The sequence below is a fragment of the Alteromonas sp. ABV2_168 genome (assembly GCF_056161165.1).
Window position 1 is genome coordinate 66105 of record NZ_JBSWYQ010000004.1, and the last position, 17548, is coordinate 83652.

A 17548-nucleotide genomic window follows, 5' to 3' on the forward strand; every position below is an offset into this window, starting at 1 on the left:
ACAACGAAAAAACGGCAAGCCCGCAAAGGCTTGCCGTTTCAATATTAACGTAATTAATTACGCAACGGATAACTTAATAGTAATCGTATGACAAACGCACGCCAATGGTACGCGGACGGTTAGTTACCACTTTCGGCGTGAATTGCTGAGTATCAATGTTCAAAATAGCATTCTCATCAAATACATTGTCTATATACAATTCAGCTTTCCACTCATCATTAGTCACACCCACCGCAAGGTTTGTCAGTACATAGGCTTCCTGTACATAACGGCCGCCACGGAACGTTTCGCCGTTGCTGTCTGCATAGGTTACACCTTCATAGACTGCAGCTTCGTCTTCGATTTTAAGGCCTGAGCCCGTGCCGTAGATAAGTTGCGTGGCATCTTCCATTACGTAGGCATCCATCACCATACCGGCAAGTCTGTCACCGGTGTAGCTCACAGAAGCATTCACGTAACCGCGCTTGTCACCCTGTAATTCAAAGAAATAACGGGCGTTTACGTTTCCTGAGAACTTCGCAGAGTAAGGCAGTTCAGAACCGACACCGGCAGAAATACCTTCAAGCTCAGAGTTCACGCGGGTCAGCTCAGTATCCAGCAAGCTGAATGCACTGCTGATGATCAAATCATCACCGGCAAGCCAGGTAATATCGGCATCAAGACCACGGATCTCAGCATCACCCACGTTGTCGGTGAATACCAGGAACGAGATATTGGTCGGATCGAAACGTGAAGTTTGCAGATCGGTGATTTCAGAATAGTACGCAGTTGCATTCACACGTACGAGTCCGTCAAAGAAATCCCCTTTCAGACCAAGTTCATAGTTGTCCAGCGTATCCGTTGTAGAGTAAACAGGAATACGGAAGTTCTCGAACTTACCGGACTGATTAGATGCCAGACCACCACCAACACGGTTAGTTACCGGCGGACGGAAACCTTCTGAATAGTTAGCAAACAGTAAGATGCCGTCTGTCACTTTCCAGTCCAGTGAGAATTTCCAGATAGTGTCATCAACGGTAAGTACGCCGTCAGAATCCAGTAGATCTACTTCCAGCTGACCGCTTTGAATAGCTTCATTAACCAGAGCAGGATCCAGTCCCACTGCGGCTAATTCAGCATCGTCCATTGTGCCGAATGCACGGATACGGCGTGAAACATCTACGGTGGTTGTAGAGCCTTTGTACTCGTCATCAATCTGGTACCAGCGGGCGCCCACACTGGCGGTCAGGGTATCGGTAATATCGTATTCAAACTGACCGAACACTGCTACCTGCTCAATGGTATGAGTGATGTCGTTAACGAAGCTGATATCAGCCGGGAACGGGCCGCCATCACTGTTAATGCCTTCATTACCTACCAGATTCCTTGCCATATCCGGGAATAACTCAGTACTGGCAATGTTAAACTGACCAACAGTCGCCACTTCCTGATCGTCATAGAACAGACCGGCAGTAACACGCCATGGCTCATCCATGGTGGTATTGAAACGCAGCTCATGGGTCATACGGGTTGAAGTGGTGTCTTCACGGTAGAACTTGGTAGGGTCAAGGCAACGGTCTTCGCTGTTTGCATCAGAGCTGTCATAACTGCATACATAGTACGCTGAGAATAAACCGCCGTTGGTGTAACCGGTGTAGTCTGCAAGGGTATCGATTTCACGGTCGAGGTAACCACCGGTATACACCACATCCAGCTTTTGCAGACGGCCTTCCAGTGTCCACGTCGTCAGGCCGAATTCATCCTGGTTCTCTTCAGGCTGGAAACGGTTAGTGGAACTTTCACCTTCCAGATTCGGATCGTATGCAAACACACCTTCTGTTTCTAACGTTTGCTGTGTGTGCTGTACCAGCAGATCCCAGTCATCATTGATGTGATATGACAGACCAAAACGGGCACCGGCATAAACTGCATCGTTGAAATCGTCTTCAACCAGCGAATCATTTCGCGGTGACACTACGTCAGCATCTACCGGAGACGTGATCTCAGGGTTAGTAATGCGGTTTGCATCCATGCCTGCGGGGTTGGTTAATACACCACCGGAAATACGGCTGATTACCTGTGCACTGCCGATGTAGCCACCGTTACCCGGATCATTCAGCACGTTATCAATCCAGCCGCCCTGTCTGTCGTTATATGCAGCTACACGAACAGCCAGGTCATCAGTCAGAGGCATGTTGAAGTAAGCTTCAACCGCATTGCTCATCTCGCCACCTTTGGTGAAACCAATATTGGTATCAACACCGGCAGAAAAACCTGAGTGATCAGGTTTAGCAGTGATCATTCTCACTGTACCCGCCTGCGAGCTTGCGCCGAACAGTGTCCCCTGAGGACCGGGCAGTACTTCTACGCGCTGGATGTCAGTGGCGTAAATGTCGAGGTTACGGCCGGCCATAGATACCGGCTGTTCGTCCAGGTAAAAAGCAACTGAAGGTTGCAGTGCCTGAACAGATGACAACATGATATTTGATTGTGTGGTTGCAGCACCACGGATATAGATTTCATTCTGACCCGGGCCTGTACCCTGGAATACCACGTTAGGTAAGAATTCAACGTAATCCTGGAAGCTGTCAATGCCAAGGTTTTCCAATGCTTTTCCATCAAGCGCGCTGACCGCGACCGGTACGTCCTGTATAGATTCACTACGTTTGGTTGCCGTTACCTCAATGGTTTCGATCTTCGCTTTGCTTTGTGCTTCCTGGGCGTGCACCGCAGATGCCGCCAGCGCTGCAACGATGGCACAGCTTAGACGTGTTTTATGCATGTGTGTTCCTCTGGTTCTTTGTTTTACTTAGATGAGTAAATATTTTATGTCGTGCTATTTGCTTATCATTTATTTAGCAATCGCAAGCAGATATACTTGTTCGCTAACGATTTGGTTCATGCGTAATCGCGATGATAGCGTTACAAAACCCTATAATTATAGCAGATAAGTCAAAAAACTTGTCTATGATCCCTTTCGGAGACAATAAAATCAAGTTGAACACTAATTATTATACTAATGGCAAATATGAATGAGCCTTAAACGAAACGCCAAAATTGTCGTATTCATTCATAATTAATAGCTATTAAGACAAAGGAAGCCGTAGTGACAGAAACCAGTAAACCGGGTGCAATGTTAAATAAACCGGTATTTTTTACCTCTTCTCTGGCCATTCTTGTTTTGCTGATTTATGCAGCCAGCAACCCTGACCAGGCCAATACATTCTTCCAGTCACTGCAGGACACAGTGGCGCAAAATGGCGGGTGGTTTTACATCCTCACGGTAGCCATTATTCTTCTTACCGTGGTGATCCTCGGATTTTCCCGCTATGGCGATATCCGTCTCGGGCCTGATCACGCCACGCCTGAGTTCAGCAAGCTGACATGGTTATCTATGTTATTTGCCGCCGGTATGGGGATAGGATTGATGTTCTTCGGTGTTGCCGAGCCTGTCATGCACTTCCTGGCGCCACCCACTGCCGACCCGAACAGTATTGCCGCAGTGAAAGAAGCGATGAAAACCACCTTTTTCCACTGGGGCGTGCATCCGTGGGCAATTTATGCCGCGGTTGCGCTGGTGCTGGGTTACTTTGCCTACCGTCACCAACTCCCACTGACACTACGTTCAGCGCTCTACCCTTTAATTGGTGAGCGTATCTACGGCTGGCCCGGCCACCTGGTGGATATATTTGCTGTTACGTCCACTATCTTCGGTGTGTCTACGTCACTGGGTTTCGGTGCAGCACAAATTAATGCCGGTTTGTCTTATGTGTTCGGCATTCCCAGCACAACAGGTGTACAAATTGGCCTGATGGCCGGTGTTGTGGGTATTGCCATCATTTCTGTGACTACCGGTCTTGATAAGGGGATCCGCCGGTTATCCGAAGCAAATATGTTACTTGCCGTAGCATTACTGGTTTTCGTACTGGTGCTTGGCCCCACGGTATTCCTACTGCAGGCTTACCTGCAAAACATGGGAGCGTATGCTTCCGACATCGTGCGGAATACCCTCAACCTGTTTGCCTACGCCAAAACAGACTGGATTGGCGGCTGGACAATTTTCTACTGGGGATGGTGGTTAGCCTGGGCGCCATTTGTTGGTTTGTTCATTGCCCGTATCTCTTATGGCCGCACCATCCGTGAATTCGTCATGGGTGTACTGCTTATCCCGACTGCATTTACCTTGTTGTGGATGACCGTGTTCGGCAATACCGCTATCGATATGGTACTTGTACAGGGCAAAGACGCGCTGGCTTCAATGGTAAACGAAGATACCTCTGTCGCCCTGTTTGTCTTTTTAGAAAACTTCCCGTTCAGCAGTGTACTGACATTACTGGCAGTACTGATGGTAGTGATTTTCTTTGTGACCTCCTGTGACTCAGGCGCCATGGTTGTCGACATGCTGTGCTCTAACGGTCGTAACGATACGCCTTTATGGCAACGCATTTACTGGGCTGTCAGCGTGGGTGTGGTGGCTGCCATCCTGCTCTACGCCGGCGGGCTGGGCGCGTTGCAAACCATGACGATAGTCGCAGCACTGCCTTTTTCGGTGATATTGCTTGTTGCACTCTTCGGCCTGATGAAGGCCCTGCGGGTGGAAGATTACAAGCGGGAAAGTATGCAAATAAGTGGTTTTCAGACCAGTACCGGTGACAGTGACAAAAACTGGCGTTCGAGGCTGGAAAACATCGTGTCTTTCCCGAACAAAAAAGCCGTAAATCGCTTTCTGGATAAAACGGTACTGCCAGCATTTAATGATGTAAAAGAGGAATTTGGTAAACTGAATTTTGATGTGGAAATTGAGCAGACAGATAAGTTCATGATGCTGACGGTGAAACTCAACGAGCAGCCTGATTTTATCTATGCGGTTTATCCTACATCCACAGTACAACCGGATTTAAACGGTACGCTGGACATAGATAGTGATGACACGTACTATCGCGCCGAAGTTCACCTGAGTGAGGGTGGACAGGGATACGACATCATGGGCTGGTCGACACTTGCTGTTATCAACGATGTCATCGATCAGTACCACAAACACCAGCACTTTTTACACCGGTTAGTGTGAAATCAGCAGTTCACAGGACGGGCTTATTTATGAGAAAAGAAGAAGAATTATTGGTTGCCCTGCGTAAGGTCATCCGTGCGGTTGATTTACGCAGTAAGCAATTAAGTAAAGATGTGGGTCTGACCGGCCCGCAGTTGCTGGTAATGCAAAATATTCAGGAACGCCCCGGCATCATGGTGCGGGAAATTGCGGAAAGCATTAATCTGAGTCCTGCTACCATTACCAATATTCTTGATCGCATTGAAGCCCGTGAACTGGTTACCCGCATCCGCAGCACCACCGATAAGCGAAAAGTAGGCGTGTATCTGACGGACAAAGGTGAAGCGTCGCTGGAAAACGCGCCCCGCCCTTTACAGGAGCACTTCATTGACCGGTTCAATAACATGAAGGACTGGGAACAAAGCCAGATGGTTGCAACGATGCAACGCATAGCTTCCATGATGGACGCTGAAGATATTGATGCCTCCCCGTTTCTTGAAGTGGGTTCCCTGCGGGATAAATAAAAAAAGCCACGGCGTTTGCCGTGGCTTCTCTTTATGGGGCCTGTTTCCGGTATTAACCCGCCGGATGTCACTTAACCTTCACTTATCATTCTTTTGCTTTCAGCGGATTCGGGCGGCCACCGGTCACTTTATCTGCCCGACCTTCTTCAACGGCTTTTTCAGCACGACGTTTACGGATTTCTTTCGGATCTGCAATCAACGGACGGTAGATTTCAATCCGGTCACCATCATTAACTGTATCGCGCATTTTGGCCACACGGCTCCATACGCCCACTTTCGTTTTCTTTAAATCGATTTCAGGATGAAGTTCACATAAACCGGAAGCAACAATAATGCTTTCGATAGTGCTGTCTGCCGGCACCGAAATTTCCACCAGCGATTGCTTTTGTGGCAGTGCGTAGGCAACTTCTACCGTTATTTCGTCACTCATCAGTACACGCTCCGCGCCCGCTCCGTAAATGCATTCACCATGCTGGTGGCCAGCCCGCTGAATACCTTACCGAAGGCCATTTCAGTTAAACGGTTACTGAATTCAAAATCCAGATTAAGCGCAATTTTACAGGCGTCATCAGATAACGGAGAAAACGTCCACCCGCCTGATAATTGCTTAAACGGACCATCAACCAGACGCATGTCTATACGCCTTGCCGGCTCCAGAGTATTGAGTGTTGTGAACCATTGCTTAATACCGGCTTTCGATACCAGTAACGACGCCTTCATGTGGCTTTCACTGTGGTCAAGAACCTGACTGTCGGCACAGCCCGGTAAAAATTGTGGATAGGCAGCTACATCATTGACCAAATCAAACATGGCCCCGGCACTGTATGCCACTAACGCACTGCGTTGGATACTTGGCATAAACTCACTTTTTATTTCTGATAATCTGGTAAGTCTACCACGACTGTTTATTGTCACCTACCCTTTAAGCGCGCGCTATCGCCCCCATATACCATGGAAATGAAAAGACATTCTGTTTGCAATCGGTATAATGGCGGGCATGAAAAAGAACAAATCCAATCAAAACTCAACCGGCACCATCGCGCTGAACAAGAAGGCGCGTCACGACTATCATCTGCAGGACAAATTCGAAGCAGGAGTGTCGCTGCAAGGCTGGGAATTAAAGAGCATCCGTGAAGGTAAAGTGAACATTACTGACACGTACGTTATTTTGCAAAACGGCGAAGCCTGGCTGGTAGGTGCGCGCATTACGCCGCTGAATCAGGCTTCCACCCACGTGATTTGCGAACCTGAGCGGGCCCGCAAATTACTGCTGAATAAAAAAGAAATCGACCGGCTTATCGGCGGCCGAGAGCGTCAGGGCTACTCCATTGTTGCCACTGCCATGTACTGGAAAAAGTGCTGGGTGAAGCTCGAGATTTATCTGGCGAAAGGTAAACAGGAACATGATAAACGTGATGCCGTTAAAGATCGCGACTGGGAACGTCAGAAACAACGGGTGATGAAACACAGTGTGTAACCTCAGGTTGCATCGGCGCAATGGTCTCTTTGATCTTTGCGCTGATATACGCTTTGTATACCATCGTCATCTTTCTGCGGTGGAGAATATCCAGAAACAAGCTCCAGAAACCCGTCGGGTTATGCATTGTGGTCAGATCGTTGCCTAAACGTCTCAGCTGCCGGCGTACTTTTGCCATTTTCACCAGCGATGCCAGTGTTTTATCCTGCCAGTCACACTCCGGTTTTATCCCCGCATAATCCGGCTTTTGCTGCCATTTTTTCATCAGATCCGGCGTAAATGCCAGAGCGCTTGCCATACCCGCGAACGTACATCCGTTGTCTAAAACTTGCTGCACAGTTTCCTGCCGGGCAATACCGCCTGTGGTCATCAGCGGTATGTCAGCCTGTTCAGAAATCTGCTTTGCCACATCTGCGAAGTAAGCGTCTTTACGGGATACGGCAAAACCTTCCTGCGCGGTTCCCTGCATAGCCGGAGATTCATAATTTCCGCCGGACAGTTCCACCACATCCACATTCAATCCTGCCAGCCACTGTGCTACTTCAGTTGCCTCCTGCGCAGTAAAACCACCACGCTGAAAATCTGCCGTATTCAGTTTCACCATCACAATAAAATGATTACCGCAATATGCCCTTACCTGACAAACAATGTTCAGCAACAGACGGGCACGGTTCTTCAGAGAACCGCCCCACTCGTCTTCCCGTCGGTTTGCCAGCGGAGACAAAAACTGACTTAACAGGTAGCCATGGGCAGCATGAATTTGCACACCGTCGAAACCGGCTTCTTTTGCACGCCTCGCCGCCTGGGCAAACTGATGGGTGATTTGATGAATTTGTTCACAGGACATCGGCTGTGGTTTAGCAAAACGTTTGGTGTATCGTCCCAGAGAAAGTGGAACGTCTGAGGGTGCCCATGCCACTTCACCAATCTCACGGGGCATCTGTCTGCCCGGATGGTTAAGTTGCATAATGGCTTTTGCACCACCGGATTTGATCACTGCCGCCCACTTTTCAAAGGCTTTTAAGTCGCCTTCCAGCGGCATAACCACACCGCCCGGGCCGGTCATAGCAGTAGCATCAATCATCACATTACCGGTAATGATCATTCCGGCACCGCCATGTGCCCAGTACCGGTAAAGTGCATAAAGCGCATGATCCGGCTGAAGTTGCTTATCCGCCATGTTTTCTTCCATCGCGGCTTTGACAATCCTGTTTTTAACAACCTGCCCGCATGGCAACGTTACCGGTGTCGCCATTGATATTTGATTTTGCTGCATGATTCCGTGTCTGAAGCTTAAGCGCGACTACTTTATAGGAAATGCCCGGCGCTTTCATGCTTCATGTGCGTTATTTTTCATTTTGCCGTTACGTAAATGATACAGATCAACAGACAGGAACTGACCCACCGGACTGGTTATCTGTTACACTACGGCGGTTTGTATTACCGGAAGCCCTGCCATGAGCCAGCAACAGCCAAATAATCCCTTACACGGTCTGACATTAGAAAAGATAATCGTGCAGCTGCATGATCATTATGGCTGGGACGGACTGGATGAACGCATTCATCTGAACTGCTTTTATAACGAACCGTCGGTGAAGTCGTCACTGAAATTTCTGCGCCGTACTCCCTGGGCCAGGGCCAAAGTGGAAGCGCTCTATGTTGAGACTTTTTGTCGTTAATCCATTAACCCATACCTTATCCGTTTTCTTTCCGGCGCCCTGTCACTGCCCGTAAACCGGCTGAACACGTTTTACTATCAGTAATCACATGCTGCACTATCAAGCGTGTCTTTGCCGGCTTTAAATCATTGATATGACTAAAAACATGACTCCTGGCCGTGATGTGGCTTCGTCAACATCGACAAGCCACTATTACCTTTTCACTAATATGCATTTCTTTGCATCCGATCTGAGCGTTCAGTCGTTTGGTTCAGGTAGGTTCAACTTGATAGTAAACGGAATAAACGTTAATAATGTGTAAATAGTGACAGCAGACAGCGGAAACTGAGATTTCATGGAACACGAAACATTGTTTCCACTCTTGTGTGAAACGGCAAACGGCAACAAAGAAGCGTTTTCAGAATTGTATAAACTGACCAGCGGTCAGATGTATGCAGTCGCACTGAAGATGTTGAAAAGGCCTGAACTGGCGGATGAAGCCATTCAGGATGCTTATGTCAAAATATGGCACAATGCCGGACAATATCAGCGTGGTAAAGGTACTGTGTTTACCTGGATGCTCAGTATAGCCCGCTACCGTGCACTGGATTTGATGCGCTATCATAAAGTGCGCAATGAAGTGGACTTGTCTGAAGATACACATTTACCTGTTTCCCCGGACGAATCCAATTTGTCTGATGCAGAGCAGAAAAAGCTTGAAGCCTGTATGGATGAACTTGAACCTGCCCAGCGGCAGGCTATCCATCTCGCTTACATTAACGGTTTATCTCATCACGAAGTGGAAAGCCACATGGCGTCTCCGCTGGGCACTATCAAAAGTTGGATCCGTCGCGGATTACAAAGTTTGCAGAGGTGTCTGTCACTATGAATTATCTTACTGAAGCACGGAGAAACGCCCTCGCTGCTGAATATGTACTGGGTACGTTGCGGGGAAAAGCCAGAGTGCGTTATCAGAAGCTGATGATGCAATATCAGGTTATTGCTGAAACGACCGCCTTATGGGAACAATATCTCGACGGACTGAACCACAGGTTGCCGCCGGTCACTCCGCCTCCGCGCGTATGGCAGGCCATCCAGAAACGCATTAATCCTGAAGAACGGACAGATACGTCCGGTAACATTGTCGCTTTCGAACGTAAACGACGAAAGCAGTGGCGTCTGTTTTCCGGCGTGGCCGCCGCTGCCGCGCTGATGATGGCCGTGTTACTCGTTTCCATGACGGAACCTGTCACCGCCCCTGTTGAGCGGGTGGCAATATTTAATGACACCAATAATCAGCCTTTATGGATCATCGAAATTTCCGGTGACTCCCTGAATGTAAGAGTTACCGGAGCACTTGCTGCCAGACCTGACAAGGACTATCAATTGTGGATGGCGCCGGCCGGTGGCGGTGCACCAGTCTCCCTGGGACTGCTTCCCAAAAGTGGAGATATCACCCGTATTCCACCCTCGATGTTGCTGGACAAAAACGTTACGGTACTGGCCGTCAGCATGGAGCCACCCGGGGGCTCGCCAAACGGTTCACCCACTGACGTGCTATATCACACCAACATATTTTCTGTTTAAAACCCTCATAACACGGCTACCGGCGCAGCACCACCACGTACTGCGCCGCGCCTGTTTCATCCCTTTTCATTTATTCCGTTAAATCTCAAAAATCAAAAAATTTAAAAAAATTTATATTTTTTGCATCCGGTTGCATCTTTCAGTCGTTTGGCTCGTTATACGGACGCAGAAAAGCAGGCGCGTCTTTGAAAATGCATGTCACATACGGAGACAACAATGCTGAATACACAGACGAAAAACGCACCATTCAAATATTCTCTTCTCGCAACGTTACTGGCCGTTTCGCTGGCAGGCTGCAGCGGCAGTGATGGCGACGACGGCATGGACGGTATGGATGGTGCCGACGGCCAGGATGGTACGCCGGCCCTGACCACCGGAACGTTCCTGCGGGCGAACAACGGTGATGAAAACCGGGGCACGGTGGACTGGATTGATCAGGACGGCGACATGCTGAGCAGTTTCGAAACCGGTGCCAATGAAGGCATTGCGTTGTCCTCTTCAGGCACACTTTATCAGGCAGGAGACAGCGGTGAACCCATGCTTGGCGCATTTTGCCGTATTGCAGGCCGGGAAGACGGAATGATGATGTCGTCTGTCGATTCTCAGATTATGGGAGCAAACACCGGTCTCACCAACCCTAAAGGTATAGCACTGGCTGATGACAGCGGCCTGATTTATGTGGCTGACTTTAACGCAATGAGAATTGCTGTTTTCGGCAGTGCTGCAGCAGGTGATGTAGCGCCGGTTGCTGAGATCATGTTGCCGGCACAGCCCTGGGATGTGGCCGTAGATGAAAACGCTGACCGGATGTACGTGGCACTTACCGACGGCACCATCGCGGTGTATGACAATGTTATGGGTTCGGATTTCGCGCCGTCAGTGATGCGTATTATTGTACCGTCAGATGCCAGTGGCACACAGATTTCCGTAAACAGTCACGGCATTGTCTACGACGCAGACTCGGACCGTCTGGTGGTTTCCGATGTGGGTGATGCCAGTGTTGCCGATGACGGGCAGATCTTTGTAATCAACAATGCTTCCACCGCTGACGGTGCAGTGGAACCGGCGCGCACCATCGCAGGCCCGTCAACGATGCTGGGCAACCCTGTTGATATTATTCTGTCGGGCACCACACTGCGTGTCGCAGAAAAATCCAACGACGCGATTCTTGTTTATACAAATATATTTAGTGGTGACAGTGGCGATATTGCCCCGACCCTTTCCACGTCTTCAGTAAAACCTGAATCTCTCGCAGAGTTGACGGATATGCCTGAAATGGCAGATTTTTCTGACCAGGCCCTTGCAGATGTGACCATAGGCGGTGTCAGTGCCAGCAGTAACCCTGCTACTGCCGGCGATACAACAGGCATGGTAGTGCAGTTTGATGCCTCTCTCGGTAGTCAGACTGCTATGTTCGATACTGGCATGAGTATCGAAAGCGTTGCTTACTCAGTCAATGGTGACGGCTTCGTTACGTATGATGACCCGGAAACAGCCATGGGCGGATTACTGGTAGTGAACCGGATGGCATCCATGCGCGATGACGGCATGTTCAGCCTGTCTCAGGACCGCGAAATCATGGGGGACATGACAGGTCTGGTTGCGCCAAAAGGACTGGACGTAAACAGTGAGCACGCTCTGGTGTTCGTAGCAGATGTCAATGAAGCTACACCCGCCGTCCGCGTGTTTTCGGGCTGCGCCGCAGGCAATGTAATGCCTGTGATGACACTGACAGCTTCTGACGGTGCGCGCCCTTGGGATGTGGATTACGACGCTGAAACTGACCGCGCTTTCCTCGCCCTGACAAACGGCACTGTTGCAGTGTTTGATGAAGTTACCCGCAAGATGATGAGCGGCACCAGTGAAATTACGGGTGAAGACCGCCTGCTCATACCGGCTATGAATGGTGAGGCGATTGCTGCACCCACGAATATTCACGGCATTGACTATGATGCTCAAAGTGATGCGCTGGTCATTTCTGATGTGGGCAGTGCTGCCAGTGCGACAGACGGAAAACTTTACGTTATCCCTGACGCCGGCATGGCAGATGGCCTCACAGATATGACTGTTAACATTGCCGGTCCCTCAAGCATGCTGGGTAATCCGGTAGATATTATGCTCAGCAACGGCAATGTATACGTGGCAGAAAAATCCAACGGTATGATCCTGCGATTCGATGACATTATGAATGCCGCAAGCGGTGACATGGCACCGGATTACAGCGTTGCATTCACAGCCCCTGAATCAGTAGCCGTACTGCCAGAATATTTGTGGTAAGTACTGACAGGTAATACTCAGGATATGGCCGGCAGCATGCCGGCCATTTTCTGCTATATCGTAAACTTTTTGAGCAAACAGACGTACTAATGTTGAATTAATTTGTGGCGTACACTTGAATAAGTTAGACTCCACCCAATATTCAGTAACATGTTGTTTTAAGGTTATTGAATGACCTGGAAACAGGCGATCGCCGGGGCTGATTAGGATTCGACAGGATCTAGGAAGCTGGAGGTGCATGCAGAGGAGCGGTTTGCCTCTTAAAAAGCCGCATTTAAATAGTCGCAAACGACGAAAACTACGCACTAGCCGCTTAATAACCGGCATAGGCCCTTCCCCCTAAGCTTTGTCTGCTAGCCAGGATTTTGGAAGGTCATTAAAGCAAACTAGCGAGGGAAACTCTCCTGAGGTTGAACCGCGAAATAGTATCAGGACAGCTACCAGGAACCCTGTTTGTCGGGGTCCAAAGTAGTTAAATAAAAGACAAACTAAGCATGTAGTACCAAAGGTAGACATTTTCTGGACGCGGGTTCAAATCCCGCCAGCTCCACCAATTCAGGGTAGGCTAAACCCCAGCAGAACAAGGGTTTAGCGCTACCTACCCTCTACAATACCTCAGCAAAACCGCAAAAAATGACACGCAAATGACACGCGCTATACAATGAGTGTCATTCCAGAGCCAAGCGCCAACACAAGGGATTTTAAATCCGTCTGCGAAAGCCTTATTCAATAAAGCGTGAACCGCCCCACTTCCTAATAAACATGCCTGTTTAAGTGCTTAGTTGCAGTATTTATAATAGTATTTGTTAGGAAACTTCTTAGCTTTATTCTCAATTCAAATTTTGTATAATTATTAGAGTAAGAGCCTTCTGGTGCTATCTTGTAAGCACACCATAAATGGACTAGTGGGCATAGCAACTGAATAGCTGGCTAATGCATTTATCGTTGATTGCAAATTACCTCGTAAAGTTTGAATTTTTCAAGCTATCAGTAGATAATGTGATGTTAATCTCCACAGGAAGTGCATAGCTAATCGCTATTTAGCTGTCTATATAGAGTAGAGCTAATTAAGGGGCTGCCCGAACCAGAATTTACATGGAATTGAATGTCTAGGTAAAAAACAATGCGAAAGAGCGCGACGCCAACTGATATCTCTAGAATAAATAGATTAAAAAAACACTTAATAAAAAGTAAATTGCAACGCAAAAGATCTCAAAAAAGAAGAGAGTTACAGAATCGTAAAAAAGCAATAAACTATCGCGAATCAGCTTTGATAAGAGCCTTTATTCCCACTTATAAAACTATTGGCAAACAGTTTGAAAAGAACTCAAAACTATGTACTCCAAAGAACTTTTGCGTATTTGAAAGATCTGAAGAAAGCTTGCTTTTCATTAAAAGATTCGTAAAAACTTCGATAGCAAATCCAAGCAAAATATTTATAGATCACAGTCGTACAAAAAAATGGAGTCTCGGAAGTGAGAGTCTTCTTGGCGTTTTAACAAGTGAAGTTTATAGGCTTTGTAGTAAGTATGGCATGGACTGCGATATATCAGGGCATACATCTAAAAATGATGATCATCAAGATGTAATTAATTCCGTTGGTATTGTGTCTGAGCTTCCTTTGCATGAGTTTGACACACCAACAGATTCAGATGATTCATTGATTCATACCTTTAAGCAGGACTGTACTTTACATGAATCATCGAGCGTCTCGGCAAAAGATTTAAACAACGAAACTGCAATTGGTTTTGTTGAACACCTTATGAATTGCCTTAAGGATCACAAGTTAAAATTAATAAAATCAGCAGCAGACAATTTGAAAGCTTGCATGGGCGAATTACTAGACAATGTGCACGAACATTGCGGGCTAGGTACTCCTAGATGGTATGTTCGAGCATATATCAACAATAGCAGCTCAAACCGTACACTAGAGATTTCTGTTTTTAATATCGGAAGAACTTTTGCTGAAACTTTTTCCAACTTGTCAGACAACAACTTTAGCAAAAAAATTGCTGAAAAATATGTAATGAGGCATAGATCACCGGAGCTATCAAGTGAAGCACTTTTGACTATCGCAGCCCTCCAAGGAAACGTAAGTTCAAAAAATGAAGATACTGCTGGCACAAGAGGTCATGGAACCATAACTCTGATTGAGACTTTTGAAAATTTATATAAAAATTATAGCGACTTAAGAATCATTGTTAATGGTCAGGAGACTAGTAGCACTCCAGTAATGAACCTCATAAGTGGTTCAGTAGTGATAAGGTTTGATGATAAATATAAGTCGTTTAATATTAATGACGCAGGCGGTGGAGAGCGTATATTGATCTCTTTCAATGAAGAAAGTGACCTTGCTTTCCCGCCCGACCGTACTTATATTAAGACAATGAAGGCAGGCTTTTTCCCTGGGGCTATGATTAATATTCAAGTACCTCTGAACGGCAGTCTTAGTAAGATCAAGGATAAATGAAATGATGGCAGCTATAAACGTTGATTTTGGTCAGCTTGATTCTCAATTACTTACAGGTAGAAAAAACGGAACTCGGGCTAGAGAGCGTTTTCATATTGTGGAAAGTTCTGACGGTTACGTCCTAAGCTCTGGTAGAGAGCAGCTAATTACTAGTTCTTATTTTTTGGGTCTACTGGGCAAAGAGTTGAAAAATTTTACTACTGCTAACGAAGCACTAAGTATGATTAACATGGATGGTTTAAGTGACAAAAGCCGAGAAGAATGTACCAGAGCAATCCGCAGAGGCCTATCAACGGACCGAGAATTGTTCTAGTTTAAAGCCTGATGTTTTCATCAATACATCCAGCATGGAGTTTCAGGCTGGGATGTCACCCCAAATATGTGTATTAAGCCAACCTAGTATTATCGTAAGTGATAGTAATAAAGACAAACCCTTTGATATCCTACCTTGGCTGGCGTTGATTGTGTCGTTAGGCGCTCTTCTCTACACCATATACACTAACAATGCTCAAAGGAGAAAGTCTGTTAATGATGACTATTGGTTAAGAACTGTCGTTTTTCCTAATATACTAGCGCCTTTAATAGAACTCGGTATCGAAAGCCCAGAGAAGTTCCGTTCGTCACACGACTTGGATAGCTTTTATCGCTCTTATTTTCTGGATAAAATGAACGAGTTGCGCGATAAGTCTATGGTTCTGCAAATTGTGGATAGTAGTCTTTATAGAGAAGTTAACGGCATTATTGATTCGTTGGATGATTCTCTTGAAGAAGCAACTGATCATGAGTCGTTCTGCCACATATTTGGCGACTTTAGCAAAAAGTTAAGTAATGCACTCAGAGAAGCTCAATCTAGAATTTGAATTATTTTTTCTAGTTAATCAAGCAAACTCCCAACTTTTGCCGGCATCAACTTCTTTTAACACCCCGATGATCTGAGATTCTGTGTAGCGTGATTTTTTCATAGTCGTCTCCTGCAATAATCATTGCAGAAAACTCCAAATAAGTCTGTCTCAGTTTAGGGGAAGTGGAAAGAATGATTTTAGCTCCCCTGATGAGGAGCTATTTTTATTCTAGAAGTAGGTGAAACAGTGCACTGATGTTGCGATCAAAACGGGGATATTTATTTTAGTCGTTAAGCTGTACTACAATATCGTACACAGCGAAATCTGCTCTCTTGGCAGCCAAACAGTTTCATCGAGTTTTATGAAGTCCTTGCGGAACCTGTTACTGTCAGAAAATTGCTCCAAGGGCCAATTACCGAAGTACATCCCATCCTCACCATCGAGTTTTTCTTTCAACAATATTCTATAATTGTTACCAGAAATTTCGTCTACAAAACCAAGGTGATTTTCGTAAGTACAGATTTTATCACCAACGTATATTTTCTGAGATAATCGTAATTCCCAAGTTTTCTTATTTAATGAGTTTATATTTTCAAGCTCTTGAATTTTAGCTTTTGTTTTTGATTTCCTCCTCTCTTCAGCTATCATTCTGCCCTGTTCCTTATGCCTCTTCAGATTTTGTTCACGCTCTACGAAATCCAGAGACTTTTGAATATACCTATTTGATTCTTCTCCAGATATATATAAAAACCCTGCTTTATAAATTGCATAAACATACATCTTGTAGAGTCTAATCTTACCAAAAACCACTGAACCTATTACTTTCCCATCTTTTAAGCAAGAATATGCAGCCCTTATATCCTGATCTACATCATCCAAGAATATTTCCTTTCCAGTCTTGACATCATTGACCTTAGGGGGATTCGATATTTTACTCCTATACTGTGCTCTAGATGTTATTTTCGGTTCTGTTTCTATAAGAGCTACATATTCATCTGATGAATCGTAAGCTTCTGCGCTAAGTAACCCTTTTTGAAATAGGGTTTTAATATCCCAGTTGCTAGCCCCAAAACCTGCCTCCACTAGAAAAAATCCATCTTCAGCATTGCAGGACTTTTCAAAAGTCTCTCTGATAACGAATGATTGATAATGATCGGCTTGTTCGAAACTAATAGGTTGTACCGTATTCTCAATACTCAAAGGTGTCGTGATCACCTCAGAAGATCCTCCGACCTGAAAAGTTTCGGCTCCAGGGGTTCTCTTGGCATTTTCAACTGCTTCTGTGAATGTTGTAGCTGGTTCAAGTCCATTGATGAAAATCCCATTTCCAATAGGTTCATTTGGTGTCGATTTACAACTAGTTATGAGGACTAAAAGCGAGGGTATTGCAGCGGCCACTTTGAACTTCATGTAGTATTTCCCTTTGAGGTTTTCCCTGAGAGTAAGAAAGATAACTTAAAAATCTATTTAAAACAGTGTGTTAAAAAATCATCACATATTTATAAAATCAAGTCTGCTGTATGGACGACCATAGTATTGTTATTTGTCTCCGTATTTTTAATAATTCATGCCCACGTCTCTTATGGGGCATAGAAAAGTAAGTGTCCTCTCGGACTTTCAGGCTTTAAACTGTATTTGGCAGCTTTAGATTTCTGAAAATTAAGAATGATTTAGCTTAATGGTCATT

At 46.2% G+C, this 17548-nt stretch carries 14 protein-coding genes and 1 other RNA gene; 10 read left to right on the forward strand and 5 right to left on the reverse strand.

All coding sequences use genetic code 11. The features are described from left to right. Window positions 1-73 precede the first annotated feature (73 nt). On the reverse strand, window positions 74-2761 hold the full coding sequence (locus tag ACXAH4_RS08025) for a TonB-dependent receptor (protein ID WP_474881406.1): 2688 nt from the start codon (window positions 2759-2761) through the stop codon (window positions 74-76). A gap of 351 nt (window positions 2762-3112) precedes the next feature. Here ACXAH4_RS08025 and ACXAH4_RS08030 point away from each other — a divergent pair, with 351 nt between their 5' ends. Together ACXAH4_RS08030 and ACXAH4_RS08035 are read left to right on the forward strand one after the other, a co-directional pair. Continuing rightward, window positions 3113-5047, forward strand: coding sequence for a BCCT family transporter (locus tag ACXAH4_RS08030; RefSeq protein ID WP_474852150.1), 1935 nt, complete (start codon window positions 3113-3115; stop codon window positions 5045-5047). A 29-nt stretch (window positions 5048-5076) separates the two neighbouring features. Next, on the forward strand, window positions 5077-5550 hold the full coding sequence (locus tag ACXAH4_RS08035) for a MarR family winged helix-turn-helix transcriptional regulator (protein WP_119501061.1): 474 nt from the start codon (window positions 5077-5079) through the stop codon (window positions 5548-5550). An 85-nt stretch (window positions 5551-5635) separates the two neighbouring features. Here the strand turns inward: ACXAH4_RS08035 and ACXAH4_RS08040 are convergent, their stop codons facing one another. Then, window positions 5636-5980: an RnfH family protein gene (locus ACXAH4_RS08040; RefSeq protein WP_119501060.1), complete on the reverse strand. Its 345-nt coding sequence runs from the start codon at window positions 5978-5980 to the stop codon at window positions 5636-5638. After that, a complete protein-coding gene (locus tag ACXAH4_RS08045; RefSeq protein WP_119501059.1) occupies window positions 5980-6408 on the reverse strand; it encodes a type II toxin-antitoxin system RatA family toxin in 429 nt (142 codons plus the stop codon). The genes ACXAH4_RS08040 and ACXAH4_RS08045 overlap by 1 nt, the downstream gene beginning before the upstream one ends. A gap of 139 nt (window positions 6409-6547) precedes the next feature. On the opposite strand from ACXAH4_RS08045, the gene smpB reads away from it, so the two are divergent. Continuing rightward, on the forward strand, window positions 6548-7027 hold the full coding sequence (gene smpB / locus ACXAH4_RS08050) for an SsrA-binding protein SmpB (protein ID WP_303574297.1): 480 nt from the start codon (window positions 6548-6550) through the stop codon (window positions 7025-7027). Here smpB and ACXAH4_RS08055 read toward each other — a convergent pair. Further along, a complete protein-coding gene (locus ACXAH4_RS08055; protein WP_474881407.1) occupies window positions 6972-8303 on the reverse strand; it encodes an NADH:flavin oxidoreductase/NADH oxidase family protein in 1332 nt (443 codons plus the stop codon). The genes smpB and ACXAH4_RS08055 overlap by 56 nt on opposite strands. A 181-nt stretch (window positions 8304-8484) precedes the next feature. Between ACXAH4_RS08055 and ACXAH4_RS08060 the strand changes: the two genes are divergently transcribed. The 7 genes from ACXAH4_RS08060 (at window position 8485) to ACXAH4_RS08090 (ending at window position 15879) form a co-directional block, all read left to right on the forward strand. Continuing rightward, on the forward strand, window positions 8485-8706 hold the full coding sequence (locus tag ACXAH4_RS08060) for a VF530 family protein (RefSeq protein WP_474845695.1): 222 nt from the start codon (window positions 8485-8487) through the stop codon (window positions 8704-8706). Window positions 8707-9040: 334 nt separating this feature from the next. Beyond that, a complete protein-coding gene (locus ACXAH4_RS08065; protein WP_119501056.1) occupies window positions 9041-9574 on the forward strand; it encodes an RNA polymerase sigma factor in 534 nt (177 codons plus the stop codon). Continuing rightward, window positions 9571-10272, forward strand: coding sequence for an anti-sigma factor (locus ACXAH4_RS08070; RefSeq protein ID WP_474851939.1), 702 nt, complete (start codon window positions 9571-9573; stop codon window positions 10270-10272). Before ACXAH4_RS08065 ends, ACXAH4_RS08070 begins: the two co-directional genes overlap by 4 nt. 216 nt (window positions 10273-10488) lie before the next feature. Continuing rightward, window positions 10489-12549, forward strand: coding sequence for a hypothetical protein (locus tag ACXAH4_RS08075; protein ID WP_474851937.1), 2061 nt, complete (start codon window positions 10489-10491; stop codon window positions 12547-12549). A 195-nt stretch (window positions 12550-12744) separates the two neighbouring features. Next, window positions 12745-13102, forward strand: a transfer-messenger RNA (tmRNA) gene (gene ssrA / locus ACXAH4_RS08080). Window positions 13103-13672: 570 nt separating this feature from the next. Beyond that, a complete protein-coding gene (locus tag ACXAH4_RS08085) occupies window positions 13673-15019 on the forward strand; it encodes a hypothetical protein (protein ID WP_474881409.1) in 1347 nt (448 codons plus the stop codon). Window positions 15020-15261: 242 nt separating this feature from the next. Further along, entirely contained in the window at window positions 15262-15879 is a 618-nt protein-coding gene (locus ACXAH4_RS08090) for a hypothetical protein (protein ID WP_474881410.1), read from the forward strand. A 282-nt stretch (window positions 15880-16161) separates the two neighbouring features. Here ACXAH4_RS08090 and ACXAH4_RS08095 read toward each other — a convergent pair whose 3' ends face one another. Beyond that, complete coding sequence (locus ACXAH4_RS08095) at window positions 16162-17271, reverse strand: hypothetical protein (protein WP_474881411.1); 1110 nt, start codon at window positions 17269-17271, stop codon at window positions 16162-16164. Between the last annotated feature and the right edge of the window lie 277 nt (window positions 17272-17548).

Coding starts and splice junctions, on each gene's coding strand:
- ACXAH4_RS08025 (WP_474881406.1), bottom strand. CDS start 2,761: ATGCATAAAACACGTCTAAGCTGTGCCATCGTTGCAGCGCTGGCGGCA.
- ACXAH4_RS08030 (WP_474852150.1), top strand. CDS start 3,113: ATGTTAAATAAACCGGTATTTTTTACCTCTTCTCTGGCCATTCTTGTT.
- ACXAH4_RS08035 (WP_119501061.1), top strand. CDS start 5,077: ATGAGAAAAGAAGAAGAATTATTGGTTGCCCTGCGTAAGGTCATCCGT.
- ACXAH4_RS08040 (WP_119501060.1), bottom strand. CDS start 5,980: ATGAGTGACGAAATAACGGTAGAAGTTGCCTACGCACTGCCACAAAAG.
- ACXAH4_RS08045 (WP_119501059.1), bottom strand. CDS start 6,408: ATGCCAAGTATCCAACGCAGTGCGTTAGTGGCATACAGTGCCGGGGCC.
- smpB (WP_303574297.1), top strand. CDS start 6,548: ATGAAAAAGAACAAATCCAATCAAAACTCAACCGGCACCATCGCGCTG.
- ACXAH4_RS08055 (WP_474881407.1), bottom strand. CDS start 8,303: ATGCAGCAAAATCAAATATCAATGGCGACACCGGTAACGTTGCCATGC.
- ACXAH4_RS08060 (WP_474845695.1), top strand. CDS start 8,485: ATGAGCCAGCAACAGCCAAATAATCCCTTACACGGTCTGACATTAGAA.
- ACXAH4_RS08065 (WP_119501056.1), top strand. CDS start 9,041: ATGGAACACGAAACATTGTTTCCACTCTTGTGTGAAACGGCAAACGGC.
- ACXAH4_RS08070 (WP_474851939.1), top strand. CDS start 9,571: ATGAATTATCTTACTGAAGCACGGAGAAACGCCCTCGCTGCTGAATAT.
- ACXAH4_RS08075 (WP_474851937.1), top strand. CDS start 10,489: ATGCTGAATACACAGACGAAAAACGCACCATTCAAATATTCTCTTCTC.
- ACXAH4_RS08085 (WP_474881409.1), top strand. CDS start 13,673: ATGCGAAAGAGCGCGACGCCAACTGATATCTCTAGAATAAATAGATTA.
- ACXAH4_RS08095 (WP_474881411.1), bottom strand. CDS start 17,271: ATGAAGTTCAAAGTGGCCGCTGCAATACCCTCGCTTTTAGTCCTCATA.